We start from the raw sequence: 17,923 nt of genomic DNA on the forward strand, positions 1-17,923 counted from the left end.
GCTCGGCCATTCCGCAAGGATGACCGGCCCTGTCCTCGTTCCGATCCTTGGCGATCAGCTCTCGCCCGACATCTCCAGCCTGGCTGATCGCCAGCCTGACGACACCGTGATCCTGATGATGGAGGTGGCCGAGGAGACCACCTACGTCCGCCACCACAAGGCCAAGATCGCGCTGATCCTCTCCGCGATGCGCCATTTCGCCGAGGAACTGCGCGATGCTGGATGGACCGTCGACTATGTCCGTTTGGACGATCCCGCCAACACCGGCAGCTTCACCGGCGAAGTCATCCGCGCGCTCGAGCGCCACAAGGCTCGCGGGCTGCAGGTGACCGAGCCGGGCGAATGGCGCGTGCGGCAGGCGATGGAACAATGGCGCACCGAACTGCCTGTCCGCGTCCGCATTCTGCCAGACACGCGCTTTGTCTGCCCCTTGCCCGATTTCTACGAGTGGGCCGCCGGGCGGCGCGAATTGCGCATGGAGTGGTTCTATCGCGACATGCGCCGCAAGACCGGGCTGCTGATGGATGGCGACAAGCCGGTCGGCGGTCGCTGGAACTTCGATGCCGAAAACCGCGGCGGCCCTGGATCGGATCTGACACCACCCGCCCTTCCCGGCTTCACCCCGGACAAGACATCCAGGGAAGTCATCGAGCTGGTCTCCAGCCGATTTCAAAGGCACTTCGGATCACTCGAAAGTTTCGCCTGGCCAGTCACCCGCGCACAGGCAGAACAGGCGCGCGATGCCTTTCTCAAGGACCGACTGCCCCAGTTCGGCAAGTATCAGGACGCAATGGTCGCCGGACAGGACTTCATGTTCCACGCCGCGCTTTCGCCTGCCATCAACGTCGGCCTGCTCGATCCGCTTGACCTGTGCCGCCGTGCGGAAGCCGAATGGCGCGAAGGGCGGGCGCCGCTCGAGGCGGTCGAAGGCTTCATTCGCCAGATCATCGGCTGGCGCGAATATATCCGCGGCATGTACTGGCTCGAAATGCCGGGGCTTGCCGATGCCAACGGCCTCGACGCCACCCGCCCCCTGCCTGCGTTCTACTGGACCGGCGAGACGAAGATGCGCTGCCTTGCCGATTGCGTTCGCGCAACTCGCGATCATGCCTATGCCCACCATATCCAGCGGCTGATGGTGCTGGGCAATTTCGCCCTCCTGGCGGGACTCAAGCCGCAGGACGTGGCCGACTGGTACCTGGTGGTTTACGCCGACGCCTATGAATGGGTGGAACTTCCCAACGTTGCCGGAATGGTTCTTCACGCCGACAAGGGCCGTCTCGCCTCGAAGCCCTATGCCGCCAGCGGCGCCTACATTGATCGCATGAGCGATTACTGCGGCCAGTGCAGTTACGACGTGAAGAAGAAGACCGGCCCAAATGCCTGCCCGTTCAACGCGCTATACTGGCACTTCCTTGCCCGGAACGAGAAGAAGCTGGCTGGCTACCATCGCCTCGCCCAGCCCCACGCCACCTGGCGTCGCATGAGCGAGGAAAAGCGCGCCGAATACCTCGAAAGCGCCGAAGCCTTCTTGGGCACGCTCGAGCCCGCAGAACCCGGTTGGGCACGCTAGCGCCTGACCCACATCGGCGGCCGAATTCCGCCTTGGCGGGTCACGTTGACCAGAAGATACAGGCCCGCGCCGGTCGCCACGAGCATCGCGATCACGCTGGCCTCAAGCCCGAAGGCGCCGCCGGTCAACCATTCCGGTCCCTTGCGCGTGGTGACGAACAGCCCCGGTTCGAGTGCGCTGCCCGAAACCGGTATGCTGAACACGAAGCCTTGCGTGAAATTCCAGGCGGCGTGAATCCCGATCGGCAGCCACAAGCGCCGCTTCCACAGATATGCCGCGCCCAGCAGAATGCCGGCTTCCATCGCAATGGCAAAGGCAGCGAAGAGCGAGGCACCCGGATTGGCGAGGTGCGCGGCCCCAAAAAGCAGGGACGTGATCGCAAGCGCCGCCCACGTGCCCAGCATTGCCTCGATATGGCGCAGCAGGATTGCCCGGAACAGCAATTCCTCGACCACGCCCGATGATATCGCCATGGCCAGCATGATCCAGATCGCGCCCGCACCGTTCACACGTTCGATCGCAAACCCGCCAAGCAGGGCGACGATAGCAGTCATCACCGTGAACAGCATGGCGCCGAGCACCAGTCCCTGGGAAAGCTCTCGCGGCATCAGCGAGAGCGGCATTTCGTCGTTGCCTGACCGCTCAAGCCATCGCCGTCCCAACAGATAGGCCCCGGCTGCAATGCACACCGTTACCAGCGCGCCAAGCGTGTAAGCCGGTCCGCCGCGGGGTATCACCGATTGAATCGCCCGCCCAGCCAGCCCGGCAATCAGGCTGACCGCAAGAAACTCGAGGATCATCGCTGTAAGGGGAAAGGCCAGGATTCTTCGCGCGAGTCCCCCCTTTGCAGGTTCTACCTCATCCATCTTGCGCCCCCAGTTTCTTGTCCTCTGCGCGCTCCTTTTCCAGCAAGCGCTGTTTGATCTCAAGGCCATAGGCATAACCGCCGAGAGATCCGTCCGACCTGATCACGCGGTGGCAGGGGATCAGCACGGCGACGTTATTCGCACCATTGGCCGATCCTGCCGCCCGGACCGCGCCAGGCTTGCCGACTTCCGCCGCAATCTGGGCATAGGAACGCGTCTCACCCGGCGGAATGCGCCGCAGCGCCTGCCAAACCGCTTCCTGAAACGCGGTGCCCTTCACGTCGAGCGGGATGTGCCCGTGATTGCCCGGACTCTCCACCGCTGCCACGACTTGCGCCAGCAACGCGGCAAACGCCTCGTCCCCTGGCTCAAGCAAGGCTTGCGGAAAGCGCGCACGCAAGGCCTCCTCATTCTCGCCGAACGACAGGCGGCACACGCCCTTTGCGGTCGCAGCAACAAGCATGTGGCCGAGCGTTGTCGGCACGATAGCCCAGCGAATCGTCACGCCACTGCCGCCGTTGGCCCAAGCCGAGGCACTCATGCCCAATCGCTTCCCTGCCGCCGCATAGAAGCGCGACGGCCCTGAAAAACCTGCGTCGTAGATCGCATCGCTCACCCTGTCCGCATCGCTCAATGCCTGCGTCATGCGCTCGTTCTGCAAGGCCTTCGCATAGGCGGCAGGCGAAAGACCAGTGGCACGCGCGAAAACACGCTGGAAATGCGTGGGCGAGTAGCCGCATTGTGCAGCAAGCGCGCGCAAAGCCAGCGGTTGGCCTGCCGCCTTGATCGCCTCTATGGCAACGAGGACCGCGCGTTCATCGCGCGACACGCTATCGGGCAGGCAGCGCAGGCATGGTCGCAGCCCCTGTGCCTGTGCTGCCCGGCCATCGGCAAAGAACTGCACGTTTTCCCGTCGCGGATGGCGCGCGGGGCAGGACGGTCGGCAGTAGATTCCCGTGGTCAGAACCCCGGTCACGAAACGTCCGTCCCAGGCGCGATCGCGGGCCTGCACGGCTCGCCATGCCTCGTCGTCTGAAATCGTCGGAACATTGTCCATGTGCTGTCGATAACCTTGCCTGATGGCAGGGCAAGCCTGTGTCGCTTGGGTCAACGCTTCATCTCCTTGCTGTGGAGAGAAGATGCCCGCAACGTCCGGCAAGGGCGTCCCGCACCTTGCGGTCAAAGCAATTCGGCGCAAGAAGCGCAGGCATGCGTGTCGCCAAACAGATAATCGCACTCCTCACAGCCCTTTGCGCCCTGGCCTTGTCGCCCGCGGCGTTTGCTGATCCTGCTGACATTGCTGCTGCCGGCCGCTCGGTCGTGCGCGTGGTCATAATCGAGAGCGATGGCGATCGTGCCAACCTGATCACGCACGGCACCGGCTTTGCAGTGACACCAAACCTCATCGTCACGAACGCGCATGTGGTCGAGCAACTGCGCAGCGACGATTCCCTGATCGCAGGTGTCGTCCCGGCCGAGGGCCGCAACGGCTATCCGGCCAAGCTGGTTGCCTACTCTCCCGGCAACGATCTTGCCCTGCTCCGCATCGAGGGCGGGGGCACGCTTGCCCCGATCACGTTGTTCCCCGGCGCACCGGCCGACGGCGCGGAGGTCTATGCCGTGGGTTATCCCGGCAATGTCGATCTGGCGCAGGGTCTGTCGATGGCGGATCTGGTCACCCCGCAGGAAGCGGTGAAGACTCGCGGCTATCTCTCGGGGGGACGTTCGTCGCGATCGTTTGACACGCTCCTGCACACCGCACCGCTTGGCTCCGGCAATTCGGGCGGACCGCTGCTCGATTCCTGTGGCCGCGTGCTCGGCGTCAATTCGTTCGGCACGGTCAGCGACAACAGCACCGATTCGTCGTTCTACTTCGCCATATCGATGCGCGAATTGTCCGCCTTCCTGCTGAAGGCGAAGGTTGATGCCCATACCAGCGGATTGCCATGTCGCTCCATTGCCGATCTCGATCGTGCCGAAGCGCAGCGCAATGCCGGTGAGCAGGCCCGGCTTGCAGCCGAGAACGAAGCACGCAGCCAGGCAAAGCAGCAGGCCATGGAAAACGCTCGTCGCGAAGCCGAGATCGCTGTCCTTTCGGAGCGCGACAACGGCATGGCGCTTGCCGCATTGCTGCTCGTGGGCGCATTGGGTGCTGGCGGCTGGGGCATGGTCCAGGCCTCGAAGCGCCGCGGGAAGTTCGCCCGCAAGCATGTATTTGCTGCAGCAGCTCTGCTCGTGTCGGCGGTTGCCGTCTGGTTTCTGCGCCCACCGCTCACCTCGATCGACAGCCGCGCGAGGGAACAGCTTGAAAATCCGCAGACCTCACCCAGCGCATCGTCCGTAGCAATCACCACGCCAGGCGCTGGCCGCATGATCTGCGTGCTTGATCCCGATCGCAGCCGCGTGACTGTTTCTGACATCACCGACGTTCCGATCGAATGGCGCGAAGGCGGCTGCATGAACGGCAAGACGCAATATGGCCTCGCCAGCGATGGCTGGAGCCGGATTCTCGTCCCGAACCAGGAAGAGGCCGTCTCCGTAAATTCGTATAACCCGGACACGCAAACCTACACGGTCGAGCGTTTCCTTGTCGGGCTCGAGGCTATGACGCAGGCCCGTGCTGCGCGCGCCAAACTCAGCGCTCCGGCCTGCGGCGCGGGCGAGGATGCGGCTCGCCAGTTCGGCCAGAACCAGCAGGCCATCAAGGCACTGCTTCCGCCGGAGCCCAACGAACGGCTGCGCTACAACTGCCAGCCCGTGCCGTAATCCACTGCCGACGCCAATTTCACGATCATACCTATGCACAAGAAGCCAAGTCGCATCTTGTCATAAGCGCCCGACGTTGCTAGGCGCGCCCCGTCTGCAGGCCACCCGGTGTTCATCTCCGGGCAATGGTCTGCTTCGGCTTATCCTTGGATGAAGGAACTTCGGCGCGTGGAGATTTCCAGCGGCATTACGGCCAGCCTGTCAGGGCGTTACGCCTCGGCACTGTTTGATCTGGCGAATGAGCAGGGCTTTGTGAACGCCGTCGAAGGCGATCTCGAGAAGCTCGATGCTGCACTGCGCGAATCGGCTGATCTCAAGGGCCTGATTAACAACCCGCAGCTTGGCCGCGATGCGGCAGGCCGCGCGATGGACTCGGTTGCCGGTCTGCTTGGTCTTGGTGATCTGACGAAGAAGTTCCTCGGCGTACTTGCTTCCAACCGTCGCCTTTCGGCCCTGCCCGACGTAATCCGCGCCTTCGGCCAGATCGCCGCTGCGCATCGCGGTGAAGTCAGCGCAGAAGTCACCAGCGCCCATGCGCTCGACGATGCCCAGATCGCTGCCCTCACCGAAAAGCTGAAGGCCCGCGCTGGCAAGTCGATCAAGCTCAAGACGAGTGTCGATCCTGACATCCTTGGTGGCCTCGTCGTCAAGATCGGCAGCCAGATGATCGACAGCTCGATCCGCACCCGTCTCAATTCTCTCGCCCAGGCGATGAAGGCCTAACGGCCCACAAGTTTCAGGAAGGACTGAACATGGAAATCCGCGCCGCTGAAATCTCGAAGGTCATCAAGGACCAGATCGCCAGCTTCGGCACCGACGCCCAGGTCTCGGAAGTCGGGTCGGTTCTCTCGGTGGGTGACGGTATCGCCCGCATCCACGGTCTCGACAAGGTCCAGGCCGGCGAGATGGTCGAATTCGCCAACGGCGTGAAGGGCATGGCCCTGAACCTCGAAGCCGACAACGTCGGCGTCGTGATCTTCGGCTCCGACGCCGAGATCAAGGAAGGCGATGTCGTCAAGCGCACCGGCACCATCGTCGACGTTCCGGTTGGCAAGGGCCTGCTCGGCCGCGTGGTCGACGCGCTTGGCAACCCGATCGACGGCAAGGGCCCGATCGTCGACGCCACCCGCACCCGCGTCGAAGTCAAGGCTCCGGGCATCATCCCGCGCAAGTCGGTGCACGAGCCCGTGCAGACCGGCCTCAAGGCCATTGACGCCCTGGTTCCGGTTGGCCGTGGCCAGCGCGAGCTGATCATCGGTGACCGCCAGACCGGCAAGACCGCCGTCGCGATCGACACCTTCATCAACCAGAAGGCCGTCAACGCAGGCACCGACGAAGGCAAGAAGCTCTACTGCATCTATGTCGCCGTCGGCCAGAAGCGCTCGACCGTCGCGCAGATCGTTCGCCAGCTCGAAGAGAACGGCGCGATGGAATATTCCATCGTCATCGCCGCAACCGCTTCGGAACCGGCACCGCTTCAGTACCTCGCACCCTACACCGGCGCGACGATGGGCGAATTCTTCCGCGACAACGGCATGCACGCCGTGATCGTGTACGACGACCTTTCCAAGCAGGCCGTCGCCTACCGCCAGATGTCGCTGCTGCTGCGCCGCCCGCCGGGCCGCGAAGCCTACCCCGGCGACGTGTTCTATCTCCACAGCCGCCTGCTTGAGCGCGCTGCGAAGATGAACGACGAGAACGGCGCTGGCTCGCTCACCGCCCTGCCGATCATCGAAACCCAGGCGGGCGACGTGTCGGCCTACATTCCGACCAACGTGATCTCGATCACCGACGGCCAGATCTTCCTTGAAACCGGCCTGTTCTACCAGGGCATCCGTCCGGCCATCAACGTCGGTCTGTCGGTGTCGCGCGTCGGCTCCTCGGCCCAGACCAAGGCGATGAAGAAGGTTGCTGGCTCGATCAAGCTCGAGCTCGCCCAGTACCGCGAAATGGCGGCCTTCGCCCAGTTCGGTTCGGACCTCGACGCATCGACCCAGAAGCTGCTCAACCGCGGTGCGCGCCTGACCGAGCTGCTCAAGCAGCCGCAGTTCTCGCCGCTTGGCTTCGAAGAGCAGACCGCTGTGATCTTCGCCGGCACACAGGGCTACCTCGATGCCGTGCCGACCAGCCGCGTCACCGAATACGAAGCCGAACTGCTCAGCTTCCTGCGCACGCAGCACGCTGATCTGCTCGGCCTGATCCGCGACACCAAGGACCTTGGCGACGAAGCCAAGGGCAAGCTGGTCGCCGCGCTCGACGCTTTCGCCAAGCAGTTCGCCTAAGTCTTTGAAGTCAACGCCACCCCGTCCAGCGCGGCGGGGTGTCGGATAAGGGAGCCGTCATGGCCTCGCTGAAGGAACTCAAGGGTCGGATCAACTCGGTCAAGTCGACCCAGAAGATCACCAAGGCCAAGCAGATGGTCGCAGCGGCCAAGCTGCGCAAGGCGCAGGCGGCTGCCGAAGCCGCACGCCCCTATGCCAGCCGCCTCGCGGAAGTCATGGGCAGCCTCGCCGCCAAGGTTGCGGGTCAGGATAATGGCCCGCTGCTGATGCGCGGTACCGGCTCCGACCAGCGTCACCTCCTTGTCGTGGTCAACACCGACAAGGGCCTGTGCGGCGGTCTGAACTCGAACATCGTCAAGGAAGCCAAGCTGCAGGCGCGTGCGCTCGAAGCTGCTGGCAAGACCGTGATGTTCTATCTCGTCGGCAAGAAGGGTCGCGCGCCGATCCGTCGTGACTATCCGAACGGCATCGCCGCAGGATACGACACCGGCAACGTGCGCACGCCCGGCTTCGACGAAGCCAGCGCGATTGCGCGCGAGCTTCTCGAGATGTTCGAAGCCGGCAAGTTCGACGTCGCACACCTCGTCGCGCCGGAGTTCAAGAACGCGCTGACCCAGTTGCCGGTCACCACGCAGATTATCCCGGTCCCCGCCCCGACCAACACCGTGGCGATTGATGCCGTAGTGGAATACGAGCCGGGCGAGGAGGAAATCCTCGAGGAACTGCTGCCGCGCTACGTCACCACGCAGCTCTTCGGTGCCCTGCTCGAGCGTGAAGCCTCGGAACAGGGTGCGTCGATGACCGCGATGGACAACGCGACGCGCAATGCGGGCGAGCTGATCAACAAGCTCACCATCCAGTACAACCGCAGCCGCCAGGCCGCGATCACCACCGAACTCATCGAAATCATCGCTGGCGCTGAAGCGCTCTGACGACGACATAGAAGGCAAGGAAACCAAAATGGCCACCGCAGCAGCTACCGGCAAGATCAGCCAGGTCATCGGCGCCGTCGTCGACGTCGCTTTCGACGGCGAACTCCCCGCCATTCTCTCGGCGCTCGAAACCGACAACAATGGCAACCGCCTTGTTCTCGAAGTTGCGCAGCACCTCGGCGAGAACACCGTCCGCACCATCGCGATGGACTCGACCGACGGCCTGACCCGCGGCCAGCCAGTGTCGAACACCGGCGCGCAGATCTCGGTGCCCGTCGGCCCCAAGACCCTTGGCCGCATCATGAACGTCGTCGGTGATCCGATCGACGAGCGTGGCCCGGTTGGCGCAGAGCAGACCGCTCCGATCCACGCCAAGGCTCCGGAATTCATCGAGCAGTCGACCGAAGCCGCGATCCTCGTGACCGGCATCAAGGTCATCGACCTTCTCGCCCCTTATGCTAAGGGCGGCAAGATCGGCCTGTTCGGCGGCGCGGGCGTCGGCAAGACCGTGCTCATCCAGGAACTGATCAACAACATCGCCAAGGGCCACGGCGGCGTGTCGGTCTTCGCAGGCGTCGGTGAACGCACCCGCGAAGGCAACGACCTCTACCACGAATTCCTCGACGCCGGCGTTATCGCCAAGGACGCCGACGGCAACCCGACCCCGGACGGCTCGAAGGTTGCTCTCGTGTTTGGCCAGATGAACGAGCCCCCGGGCGCCCGCGCTCGCGTCGCTCTGTCGGGTCTGACCATGGCAGAATACTTCCGCGACCAGGAAGGCCAGGACGTTCTGTTCTTCGTCGACAACATCTTCCGCTTCACCCAGGCGGGTTCGGAAGTGTCGGCTCTGCTCGGCCGTATTCCTTCGGCTGTGGGCTACCAGCCGACGCTCGCCACCGACATGGGCCAGCTGCAGGAGCGCATCACCTCCACCACCAAGGGCTCGATCACCTCGGTGCAGGCGATCTACGTTCCCGCAGACGACCTTACCGACCCGGCGCCTGCCGCCTCGTTCGCCCACTTGGACGCAACGACCACGCTGAACCGCGCCATCTCGGAACTGGGCATCTACCCGGCGGTTGACCCGCTCGACTCGACCTCGCGCGTGCTGACGCCCGCCGTCGTCGGTGAAGAGCACTACCAGACTGCCCGCCGCGTTCAGGAAACGCTGCAGAAGTACAAGTCGCTGCAGGACATCATCGCGATCCTCGGCATGGACGAGCTTTCGGAAGAGGATAAGCTCACCGTCGCCCGCGCCCGCAAGATCCAGCGCTTCCTGTCGCAGCCGTTCCACGTCGCCGAAGTGTTCACCGGCATCTCGGGCAAGTTCGTCCAGGTCGAAGACACCGTGCGCTCGTTCAAGGCTGTCGTCGACGGCGAGTACGACCACCTTCCCGAAGCCGCGTTCTACATGGTCGGCGGCATCGACGAAGCGGTCGAGAAGGCCAAGAAGCTGGCTGCTGAAGCCTGATAGAGCTAGCTCCCCGGGCGCACCCCGGGGAGACCGAAAGGCAAGAAATGTCGCTCCACTTCGAACTCGTCACCCCGGCCCGCCTCGTCCGTTCGGAAGAGGTCCATATGGTCGTCGTCCCCGGCACCGACGGTGAATTTGGCGTGCTGGAAGGCCACGCGCCGTTCATGTCCACGGTCAAGGACGGGACGATCAAGGTCTACAAGTCGGCAGGTTCGGCTCCCGAGGAGATCACGGTCCAGGGCGGCTTCGCTGAAGTCGGCGCCAAGGGCCTGACGGTTCTCGCCGAACACGTCGAAGGCTGATCTTCCCGAACACGCATTCCGAAAGGGCCGTCCCGCAAGGGTCGGCCCTTTTCGTTTGGACGGTCATGGATATGGCCAACTTTGTATGCGGCACATACAATTTTTCAGTCAATTCAGCATTACGAACTTTTCAAGCACGCGAAAATGGTGCATGGCCTCTCCACATCCGCGAAATTGCATCGGGAGAGCATAGAACCATGGCCCAGACCCTAGAACAGGTCATCCAGAACGCCGGAAACCTCGTCGACTTTGTCCGCAACCAGCAGGTCGGCCCAAACGTCTATCCGGGCGTACCGTCGGAGTTTTCCAACTGGCGCAACGAGCAGTGGGCCTGGGGCCACACCGCCGTGCTCTACAACCAGTCGTACCACATGGTCGATCTGGCGGTTAAAGGCCCTGATGCGTTCAAGATGCTCGAGCATCTCGGCATCAACTCTTTCAAGAACTTCCAGCCCGATCGCGCCAAGCAGTTCGTGCCCGTGACGCCCGATGGCTACGTCATCGGTGACGTCATCCTGTTCTATCTCGACGAGAACCACTTCAACCTCGTCGGCCGTGCGCCGACGATCGAGTGGGTTGAATACCACGCCGCTTCCGGCAACTGGAACGTCACCGTGGAGCGTGACGAGCGCTGGGCCATGCGCACCGATGGCAAGCGCAACTCCTACCGCTTCCAGGTCCAGGGCCCCAACGCGATGAAGATCATCGAGAAGGCCACCGGCAAGACCCCGCCCGAACTCAAGTTCTTTCACATGACCCGCATGACCATCGGAGGCAAGGAAGTGCGCGCGCTGCGTCATGGCATGGCGGGGCAGCCCGGCTTCGAACTGATGGGTCCTTGGGAAGATTATGGCGCTGTCCACGCGGCGCTGGTCGAAGCCGGCAAGGAGTTCCAGATGGCGCTCGTGGGCGGCCGCGCCTATTCGTCGAACACGCTGGAATCGGGCTGGATTCCTTCGCCCTTCCCCGCGATCTACACCGGCGAATCGCTCGCACCCTACCGCGAATGGCTTTCGGCCAATTCCTACGAAGCCAAGTGCTCGGTCGGCGGCAGCTACGTGCCCGAGAGCATCGAGGGCTACTACACCACGCCGTGGGACCTTGGTTACGGCCCGTTCGTCAAGTTCGACCATGACTTCATCGGCCGCGCCGCACTCGAGAAGATGGCAGCGGCAGGCAATCACCGTACCAAGGTCACGCTCGCGCTCGACAACGAAGATGTCATGCGCGTGCAGTCATCGGCACTGAGCAAGGGCGATCGCGCCAAGTTCATGGAATACCCGAGCGCCGTGTACTCGATGCACCCGTTCGATCAGGTCCTCGCCGATGGCAAGATGGTCGGCCTCTCCACCTGGATCGGCTATACCGCCAACGAGGGCAAGTTCCTTACTCTAGCGATGATGGAGCCGGGCTACGTCGAGCCGGGTACCGAAGTCAGCTTGCTCTGGGGCGAACCTAACGGCGGCACCACCAAGCCGACCGTCGAACCCCACGTCCAGACCGAAATCAAGGCCACCGTGGCAGCTGTTCCCTATTCGGAAGTCGCGCGCGACAGCTACGCCGAAGGCTGGCGCACGAAGAAGTAAGTCTCAAGGCGCAAGCCTGACAGCGAGAGCGCCGGCCCATCCCGACGGGTCCGGCGCTCTTTGCATATCTGCAGAAAATTTGTTTGTGTTACTAACAATATCTGGCAGACTGCTCGCAACGACGAGAGAGGATTCCCATGGCCGCCAACAACACCATCACATTCTATGACCTTGCCCTTTCCACAGGCGCAACGATCAGCCCGTTCGTCTGGGCGACCAAGTATGCGCTCAAGCACAAGGGTTTCGATCTTGATGTCGTGCCGGGGGGCTTTACCGGCATTCTCGAGCGCACCGGCGGCAAGACCGAGCGCCTGCCGGCCATTGTCGATGATGGTGAAGTGGTCCTCGATAGCTGGGGCATCGTCGAGTACCTTGACGCCAAGTACCCCGACCGCCCTGCCTTGATCCCGCACGAAAGCGTCGCCGCCACATTGAAGGCGCTCGACCACTGGTTCTGGAATGCTGCCGTCGGCCCGTGGATGTTCTGCTTCTGCGCCGACTATCGCGACCTTTCGGTTCCGGCAGACCACGAATACGTGACGCACAGCCGCGAGAAGATGCTGGGCCGCAAGCTCGAAGAAGTGCAGGCCGGCCGAGAAGAGCGCCTGCCCAGGATCAGCGCCGCTCTGGAACCGCTGCGCGCCGCGCTTGGCCAGCACGAATGGCTCGGCGGATCATCCCCCAACTATGCGGACTTCCGCATCATGGGCGGCATCCTGTTCACTGCGTCGGTCTGCAAGACCCCGGTCCTTGCCAATGACGATCCGCTCCGCCCCTGGATCGAACGCTGCCTCGATCTCTATGGCGGTCTTGGGCGCCACCCCGGCCTGTTCCCCCTGTTCGGTCTCGAGCAGCGTGAAGGCGATCCCGACCTGTTCAACCGCGCCGCAGGCCAGGGCGGCATATACAAGCGCAACACCGGCCCGGATTCGACCCGCGCAGAAACCCAGCGCATCACCGAAGGCATGAAAAAGTAAGCAATTGGGGCCGGATTGATCCGGCCCCTACTTCCCGAGCTTGGCCTGCATGTCGCCGAAGGTCAGGCGGGTGTCGATCGTGACATAGACGCGGATCGGCTTTCCCTTCGGATCAGGCTTGCATGTGCCGTCTGCCTGCACAACCGGCGCAGGAACGACCACGTAGTCGCTGGATGACGGATCGGGCTCGAAAGAGGATTGCAGCACGGTCAGCGTGACCAGGGGGCTGTCACCAAGGGCATAGGCTTCGCCAACCTTGAGGCCCATCTTGCCCGCAGCCTCCGACAGTCCGGAGATGTGATCTGCCAGCCAGGCGCCCGTGCCGCCACGTTCCTTCATCGTCTCGAGCTCGGCCATCGAGAAGAGCATCCGGCGATAGGTGTTGCGCGGCACCTGCCAGATCGGGACCGCGGAGCGGTTGAAGACGACCTGCGCAGCGGCAACATCGATCGTGATGTTGTATTCCCCCGGCGCTGCCCCCGGCACCGGGAGGCCAAGACCGGGATATTCCGGCCCACCGATCCATACCAGCGTTAGTCGCTTGGCAATGCGCGGCTCGATCAGCAGGGCTGAGGCAAGATCGGTCAGCCCGGCCCCGGCACAGTAGAACAGCGGCAAAGGATCGTCCCGCATCGCCTCGGCGATAATCGCATCGGCAGCCGCAGAGCGTGCGGGAACGGACGCGGACACCATGGCCTTCTCGGAGCCGACGAAGACCGGAACCTTGCCCGTCAGCCCCATGACTTCCAGCAGTTCGCGCGCCTTGTTGGCCCCATCGGTTGCCTGATGCTCGGACTTGGCCCACTTTTCATCGGCATGCAGATGCGATCCGATGATCGCCCGCACTTCGACCGAAGGCGAGCGCAAGTGGTGCGCCAGCTGAAACAAGCCGTCCGGATCACCGGAAAAATCGTTGTCGCAGATTACGCGATAGCGACGCTGATCCGCTGCGGCCCTCGCAAGACCGGGCATGATCATGAGACTGGCGACCGCGGGCACGGCGCCCAGAAAAGACCTGCGCTTCATTACCCTACCGCTCCTGCCGAGCGCACCAGCAACTGCCGCACCCGCTCTGCCAATTGATCGTCGAAGCGAACCGCAGGAACTGCAACGCTGAACGCTCCGGCCAGTTGCTCGTCGATCCATACCGGTACGGCCATGCCGCATATCCCCGCCGTCGCCTCTTCCTTGGCGAGGCTGAAGCCGCTGGCCATGATTTGCGCGAAGTCGGCGCGAAGTTCTGCCTCGCTTGTGCGGGTCCGCGGGGTCAGCTTGGCGCGCTCGGTCTCGGCAAAATAGCGCTCCATCTCCGCAGGCGGCAGCCAGGCGGCCATGATCTTGCCTGCGGCAAGTGCGTGAAGGGGCCGCCGCGTACCTGGGTCGACAGCATAGCGCAGGGCCTGGTCGCTGGCCTCGGTGACCAGCGCTTCCACTTCCCAGCCACGGCGGACCATGAACGAGGACGTTTCGTTCAGTTCGCTTCGCAGCGCGCGCACCAAGGGGGCGACCCGGTCTTCCAGCGTCAGGGCTGTCTCGGGAGCGCGCAGCCGCTGCAACCCCGGCCCCGGCAGATAGCGTCGCCCTTCCCGCGTCAGATATCCGCGTTCGGTCAGGGTTGCCAGCAAGTAGGACAGACTGCTGACCGGGATGGCGAGCGCTCCGGCGATCTCCTGCGCCACCGCGCCTTGCCTGTGCGCCACGACGTATTCGATCACATCGAGCGTGCGCATCGCCGACTTGACCGGATTGGGGGCCGGCTGGGTGCTCACTTGAACGTCAGGCTCCCGCGCCGCTCGGCAAAGCGCCACCCCTCTGCGGTCAGTACGAAGCGATCGTGGAAAGAGCCGACCAGCGGCGCTCCCTCGCCTGTGAACAGCAGCATCGCGCTTATGCCCCGCGCAGTGGTGTCGCTTTCGACGTCGATCACGACGTTCGAGCAGACATGCCGCGTCGTGCGCGGGGGGCGCGCCTTGAACGCCGCAAGGATCGCCGCGCGTCCTTCGACACCCTGATCGGGCGCGGTGGGGCGGAACATCACCCCATCCTCGGCATAGAGGGCCGCGACGTCGTCCCACCGTGCCTCGTCGTTCAGGTTGGCATAGAGCGCGACGAGGCGGGCGCAATCATGCTCCGCGGCGCGACGATCCTCGGGTATCAAGCTAACCTGAGTCACAGGCGGCTCGCGGCGATGTCCGCGCCTTCACGCAGCGACTTGAGCTTGCGCCAGGTCACGATCGGGTCAAGCTTGCCGTAGCCGGCGAAGGTGCCGAAGCCGCAATCGGTGCTGGCGACGACGCGATCGGCGCCGACGAAGCTGGCGAAGCGCTCGATGCGCTGGGCGATCAGTTCGGGATGCTCGATGTAGTTCGAGCAGGTGTCGATCAGGCCCGGAGCGAGGATCTTGTGGTCGGGCAGCTTGGCATCGCGCCACACGGTCCATTCATGCTCGTGGCGCGGATTGGCGCCTTCGAACAGGATCGTGGCGGGGCGCGCCTTGATCACGATATCGACGACTCGTTCGAGCGGAATGTCGTGATCGTGCGGACCTTCGTAGTTGCCCCAGCAGATGTGCATGCGCATCTTCTCGGGCGGGATGTTCGCGGTTGCTGCGTTGAGCGCCTCTACGTTGGCGGCGGCAACCTTGAGGAAGTCCTCCTCCGACATGTCCTGATAGCCGGTGTGCCGGCTCATCGCGAGGTCCGGGCAATCGAGCTGGAGATAGAAGCCTGCGTCGACGATCGTCTCGTACTCCTCGCGCATCGCATCGGCGAGGTCGGCGAGGTAGGCCTCGTGGCTGGGGTAGTGGCGGTTGACCTGGAAGGCGGTGATCAAGCCGGGCGACGCCGCGTTCATGAAAGCTTCGGTATCAGGCGCGGCGTGATTGGCCAGCGCAGCCTTGAAGCGGCGGATGTCGTCGTGCAGCGGTTGCAGCGTGACCTTGCGGACCGGGCCGATGCACGAGGCGCGCACGAATTCCTGGCTGCCCATGATCGCCGAGAGCTTCTTGGCAAGGTTCGGCACCTCGGCGAGGTCTGCTGCAGGCTTGCGATCGATGTGGCCGCCAAAGCCGGACAGCCGCTCGATCATGTAGGTCGAGTAGCCGACCTTGCCGAGCTCGCCATCGGACACCACCGAAACGCCAGCATCGACCTGCATCTTCACGGCAGCATCCACGGCCGCTGAAACCTTGGCGTCGAATTCGGCCGCGTCGTAAGGTTCGCCCTTGTCCCGTGCCAGCAGCAGCGGGGTCAGCTCGTCACCGCGCGGAAGGCTGCCGACGTGGGTGGTCTTGATATTTGCCATTTCAGAAGCCCCTTCCACAATTCATATCTGTGAAAAATTCATAGAGCGCTGTGCGCATGACGCAAGGGAAATTGCTGGGATCCTGGGGCTGGCTGGACCATGAGGGGGTTACGGGGTTTACACTGTCCAGAGAGACTACCGTCAGGAGGCCCAGGCACGCGGGACCACACTTGCCCCAGCAAGACCATGCCTACCGATCGCCATGTCATCTCGATGATCCTGACGCGGGCATGCCATGGGCGGGGGAATGTAGGACAGCAAAAAAGACGGCATCTCAGCCTGCGCCAAGCTTGTCTTGCGAGGGGCGACGACCGGTGAGGCGCTGGTAAAAGCGCGAGAAGTAGCTCGGGTCATCGAAGCCAAGTTCCGAGGCAACCTGCGTTGCGGTTGCATTTGTATACCTGAGCAGACGTTGCGCTTCGAGGGCGAGACGGCGGTGGACCAGTTCCATCGGCGAGCAACCGAGCCGGGCAGACGTCAGCCGCGCCAGGGTGCGGCGGGTCAAACCCAGCGAGACCGCGTAGAATTCGAGATCCCTGTGATCGCGGTAGTGCAGTTCCACCAACTGCCGGAAGCGATCGAGGCGGCGGTCGGCGCCCTCGGCAGGGTCATTGCCCTGCCCATCGCCGGTCAGCGCGCGCACAAGGCTCTCTGCAAGGGAAAGGAACAGGCCCCCCTGCCCTTGCCACTCCTGCTGCAAACCGAGCATTTCCCGCGCAAGCCAGAAGGACCGCGTGGCGGCTGGCCTTGAAAGCGTGGCAATTCCCCCGTGCGCCAAGGCGGCGATCAAGGGATCAGACGGGCTGGCGGCACGTGTGGAAAAGTCTGTCGACAAGGTGAGGACAAAGCCGCGCGTACCCTTGCGGAAGCGGAAGCCGTGGACCGCAGCAGCCGGAACGATCACCCTGCCCGGTCCTTCCAGCCTGACCGTTTGTGTGTCGAGCGTGATGGCGGCATGTCCCGCCTCTACCAGCAGGACCTGCACGAAGTGGTCGTGGCGATGCACGCCGATTTCCCAATCATGCAAGGCGCTACGCTCGGCAATCGTTTCGATATGCGCAAATCCGCCAAGCGCCAGGGCGCTCCCCTCGCCGTAAAGTGCGTACCGCGGAATTGCCTCAGCCATGTCCCAGAAGTACCAACAGTTTGTCCCTTGCCTGCCTTCCCGACAAAGTCCTCCTTTGTCAAATTCCCTGCAACTGAAGCCGCACAGGGTGCGCGAGGGGAGACATGCCATGAAGACACAGGTCGCCATCATCGGCGCTGGCCCGGCCGGGCTGCTGCTAGGTCATCTGCTGAAGGCCGAGGGGATCGATTGCGTCGTGGTCGAGCGCCAGACGCCGGATTACGTGCTGAGCCGCATCCGCGCCGGCGTGCTTGAACAGATCACCGTCGGACTGATGGAGCGTCTGGGCCTCGATGCCCGGCTGAAGGCAGAAGGGCTTGTCGAAGAAGGCTTCAACCTGGCTGATGGCGAGCGGCTCATCCGCATCGATGTGGCTGACCTTACCGGCAAGACGGTGGTGGTATATGGCCAGACCGAAATCACCAAGGACCTGATGGATGCCGCGCCGGAACGCGGCCTGCAGGTGATCTACGGCGCAGGCGATGTATCACTGCACGATATCGAGAGCGAGGCTCCCAATCTTACCTGCACCGTCGAAGGGGCCGATGTCCGCATCGATGTCCGCTTCATCGTGGGCTGCGATGGCTTCCATGGGCCGAGCCGGAAGGCGATCCCCGCAAGCGTCGCCCGCGAATACGAGAGGGACTGTCAGGATTTCCGTGTGCGGCCGGGCGGTTGATCATCAGGCCGCCATGGCTCTGATGAAACGTTCGCCGAAGATCACGGCAAATTGCGC

General features: G+C 63.5%; 16 protein-coding genes and 1 pseudogene. 10 read left to right on the forward strand and 7 right to left on the reverse strand.

Features of this window, described 5'->3' with window-relative positions; all coding sequences use genetic code 11:
- Window positions 1-19 precede the first annotated feature (19 nt).
- Window positions 20-1,573 (forward strand): cryptochrome/photolyase family protein, encoded by a 1,554-nt coding sequence (locus tag B9A23_RS15810; RefSeq protein ID WP_084280058.1) that lies wholly within the window; start codon window positions 20-22, stop codon window positions 1,571-1,573.
- On the opposite strand, the gene B9A23_RS15815 is transcribed toward B9A23_RS15810, so the two are convergent.
- A complete protein-coding gene (locus B9A23_RS15815; RefSeq protein ID WP_254895151.1) occupies window positions 1,570-2,373 on the reverse strand; it encodes a CPBP family intramembrane glutamic endopeptidase in 804 nt (267 codons plus the stop codon). The two genes, B9A23_RS15810 and B9A23_RS15815, sit on opposite strands and share 4 nt — an antisense overlap.
- 58 nt (window positions 2,374-2,431) lie before the next feature.
- Window positions 2,432-3,496 (reverse strand): bifunctional DNA-binding transcriptional regulator/O6-methylguanine-DNA methyltransferase Ada, encoded by a 1,065-nt coding sequence (gene ada / locus B9A23_RS15820; protein ID WP_084280060.1) that lies wholly within the window; start codon window positions 3,494-3,496, stop codon window positions 2,432-2,434.
- Between the two features lie 152 nt (window positions 3,497-3,648).
- On the opposite strand from ada, the gene B9A23_RS15825 reads away from it, so the two are divergent.
- The 8 genes from B9A23_RS15825 to B9A23_RS15860 all read left to right on the forward strand — a co-directional run bounded on the left by B9A23_RS15825 (window position 3,649) and on the right by B9A23_RS15860 (window position 12,758).
- Window positions 3,649-5,205 carry a S1 family peptidase gene (locus tag B9A23_RS15825; RefSeq protein ID WP_254895152.1) on the forward strand — a complete coding sequence of 519 codons (1,557 nt, stop codon included), beginning with the start codon at window positions 3,649-3,651 and terminating at the stop codon, window positions 5,203-5,205.
- A 168-nt stretch (window positions 5,206-5,373) separates the two neighbouring features.
- The gene (locus B9A23_RS15830; RefSeq protein ID WP_084280079.1) at window positions 5,374-5,928 is read left to right on the forward strand and encodes a F0F1 ATP synthase subunit delta; all 555 of its coding nucleotides are present in this window, start codon (window positions 5,374-5,376) and stop codon (window positions 5,926-5,928) included.
- 29 nt (window positions 5,929-5,957) lie between these two features.
- Window positions 5,958-7,487, forward strand: a complete 1,530-nt coding sequence (gene atpA, locus B9A23_RS15835) for a F0F1 ATP synthase subunit alpha (protein ID WP_084280062.1) — start codon at window positions 5,958-5,960, stop codon at window positions 7,485-7,487.
- Window positions 7,488-7,546: 59 nt separating this feature from the next.
- The gene (locus tag B9A23_RS15840; RefSeq protein WP_084280080.1) at window positions 7,547-8,419 is read left to right on the forward strand and encodes a F0F1 ATP synthase subunit gamma; all 873 of its coding nucleotides are present in this window, start codon (window positions 7,547-7,549) and stop codon (window positions 8,417-8,419) included.
- Window positions 8,420-8,447: 28 nt separating this feature from the next.
- Window positions 8,448-9,890: a F0F1 ATP synthase subunit beta gene (atpD, locus tag B9A23_RS15845; protein WP_084280063.1), complete on the forward strand. Its 1,443-nt coding sequence runs from the start codon at window positions 8,448-8,450 to the stop codon at window positions 9,888-9,890.
- Between the two features lie 47 nt (window positions 9,891-9,937).
- Window positions 9,938-10,195, forward strand: coding sequence for an ATP synthase F1 subunit epsilon (locus B9A23_RS15850; protein WP_039335066.1), 258 nt, complete (start codon window positions 9,938-9,940; stop codon window positions 10,193-10,195).
- Between the two features lie 197 nt (window positions 10,196-10,392).
- Window positions 10,393-11,781, forward strand: coding sequence for a syringate O-demethylase (locus B9A23_RS15855; RefSeq protein ID WP_084280064.1), 1,389 nt, complete (start codon window positions 10,393-10,395; stop codon window positions 11,779-11,781).
- Between the two features lie 137 nt (window positions 11,782-11,918).
- Complete coding sequence (locus B9A23_RS15860; RefSeq protein ID WP_084280065.1) at window positions 11,919-12,758, forward strand: beta-etherase; 840 nt, start codon at window positions 11,919-11,921, stop codon at window positions 12,756-12,758.
- A 27-nt stretch (window positions 12,759-12,785) separates the two neighbouring features.
- On the opposite strand, the gene B9A23_RS15865 is transcribed toward B9A23_RS15860, so the two are convergent.
- The 5 genes from B9A23_RS15865 to B9A23_RS15885 all read right to left on the reverse strand — a co-directional run bounded on the left by B9A23_RS15865 (window position 12,786) and on the right by B9A23_RS15885 (window position 17,187).
- Entirely contained in the window at window positions 12,786-13,784 is a 999-nt protein-coding gene (locus tag B9A23_RS15865; RefSeq protein WP_084280066.1) for a nucleoside hydrolase, read from the reverse strand.
- Window positions 13,784-14,527, reverse strand: coding sequence for an IclR family transcriptional regulator (locus B9A23_RS15870; protein WP_084280067.1), 744 nt, complete (start codon window positions 14,525-14,527; stop codon window positions 13,784-13,786). Before B9A23_RS15870 ends, B9A23_RS15865 begins: the two co-directional genes overlap by 1 nt.
- Window positions 14,524-14,931 (reverse strand): nuclear transport factor 2 family protein, encoded by a 408-nt coding sequence (locus B9A23_RS15875; protein ID WP_254895153.1) that lies wholly within the window; start codon window positions 14,929-14,931, stop codon window positions 14,524-14,526. The genes B9A23_RS15870 and B9A23_RS15875 overlap by 4 nt, the downstream gene beginning before the upstream one ends.
- Window positions 14,928-16,061: a cobalamin-independent methionine synthase II family protein gene (locus tag B9A23_RS15880; RefSeq protein ID WP_084280068.1), complete on the reverse strand. Its 1,134-nt coding sequence runs from the start codon at window positions 16,059-16,061 to the stop codon at window positions 14,928-14,930. Before B9A23_RS15880 ends, B9A23_RS15875 begins: the two co-directional genes overlap by 4 nt.
- Before the next feature lie 274 nt (window positions 16,062-16,335).
- Window positions 16,336-17,187, reverse strand: coding sequence for a helix-turn-helix domain-containing protein (locus B9A23_RS15885; protein ID WP_084280069.1), 852 nt, complete (start codon window positions 17,185-17,187; stop codon window positions 16,336-16,338).
- A gap of 109 nt (window positions 17,188-17,296) precedes the next feature.
- On the opposite strand from B9A23_RS15885, the pseudogene B9A23_RS15890 reads away from it, so the two are divergent.
- Window positions 17,297-17,827: pseudogene (locus B9A23_RS15890) on the forward strand (FAD-dependent monooxygenase); the annotation flags it as partial.
- Between the last annotated feature and the right edge of the window lie 96 nt (window positions 17,828-17,923).

The organism is Novosphingobium sp. B1, from assembly GCF_900176395.1.
Taxonomy (GTDB): domain Bacteria; phylum Pseudomonadota; class Alphaproteobacteria; order Sphingomonadales; family Sphingomonadaceae; genus Novosphingobium.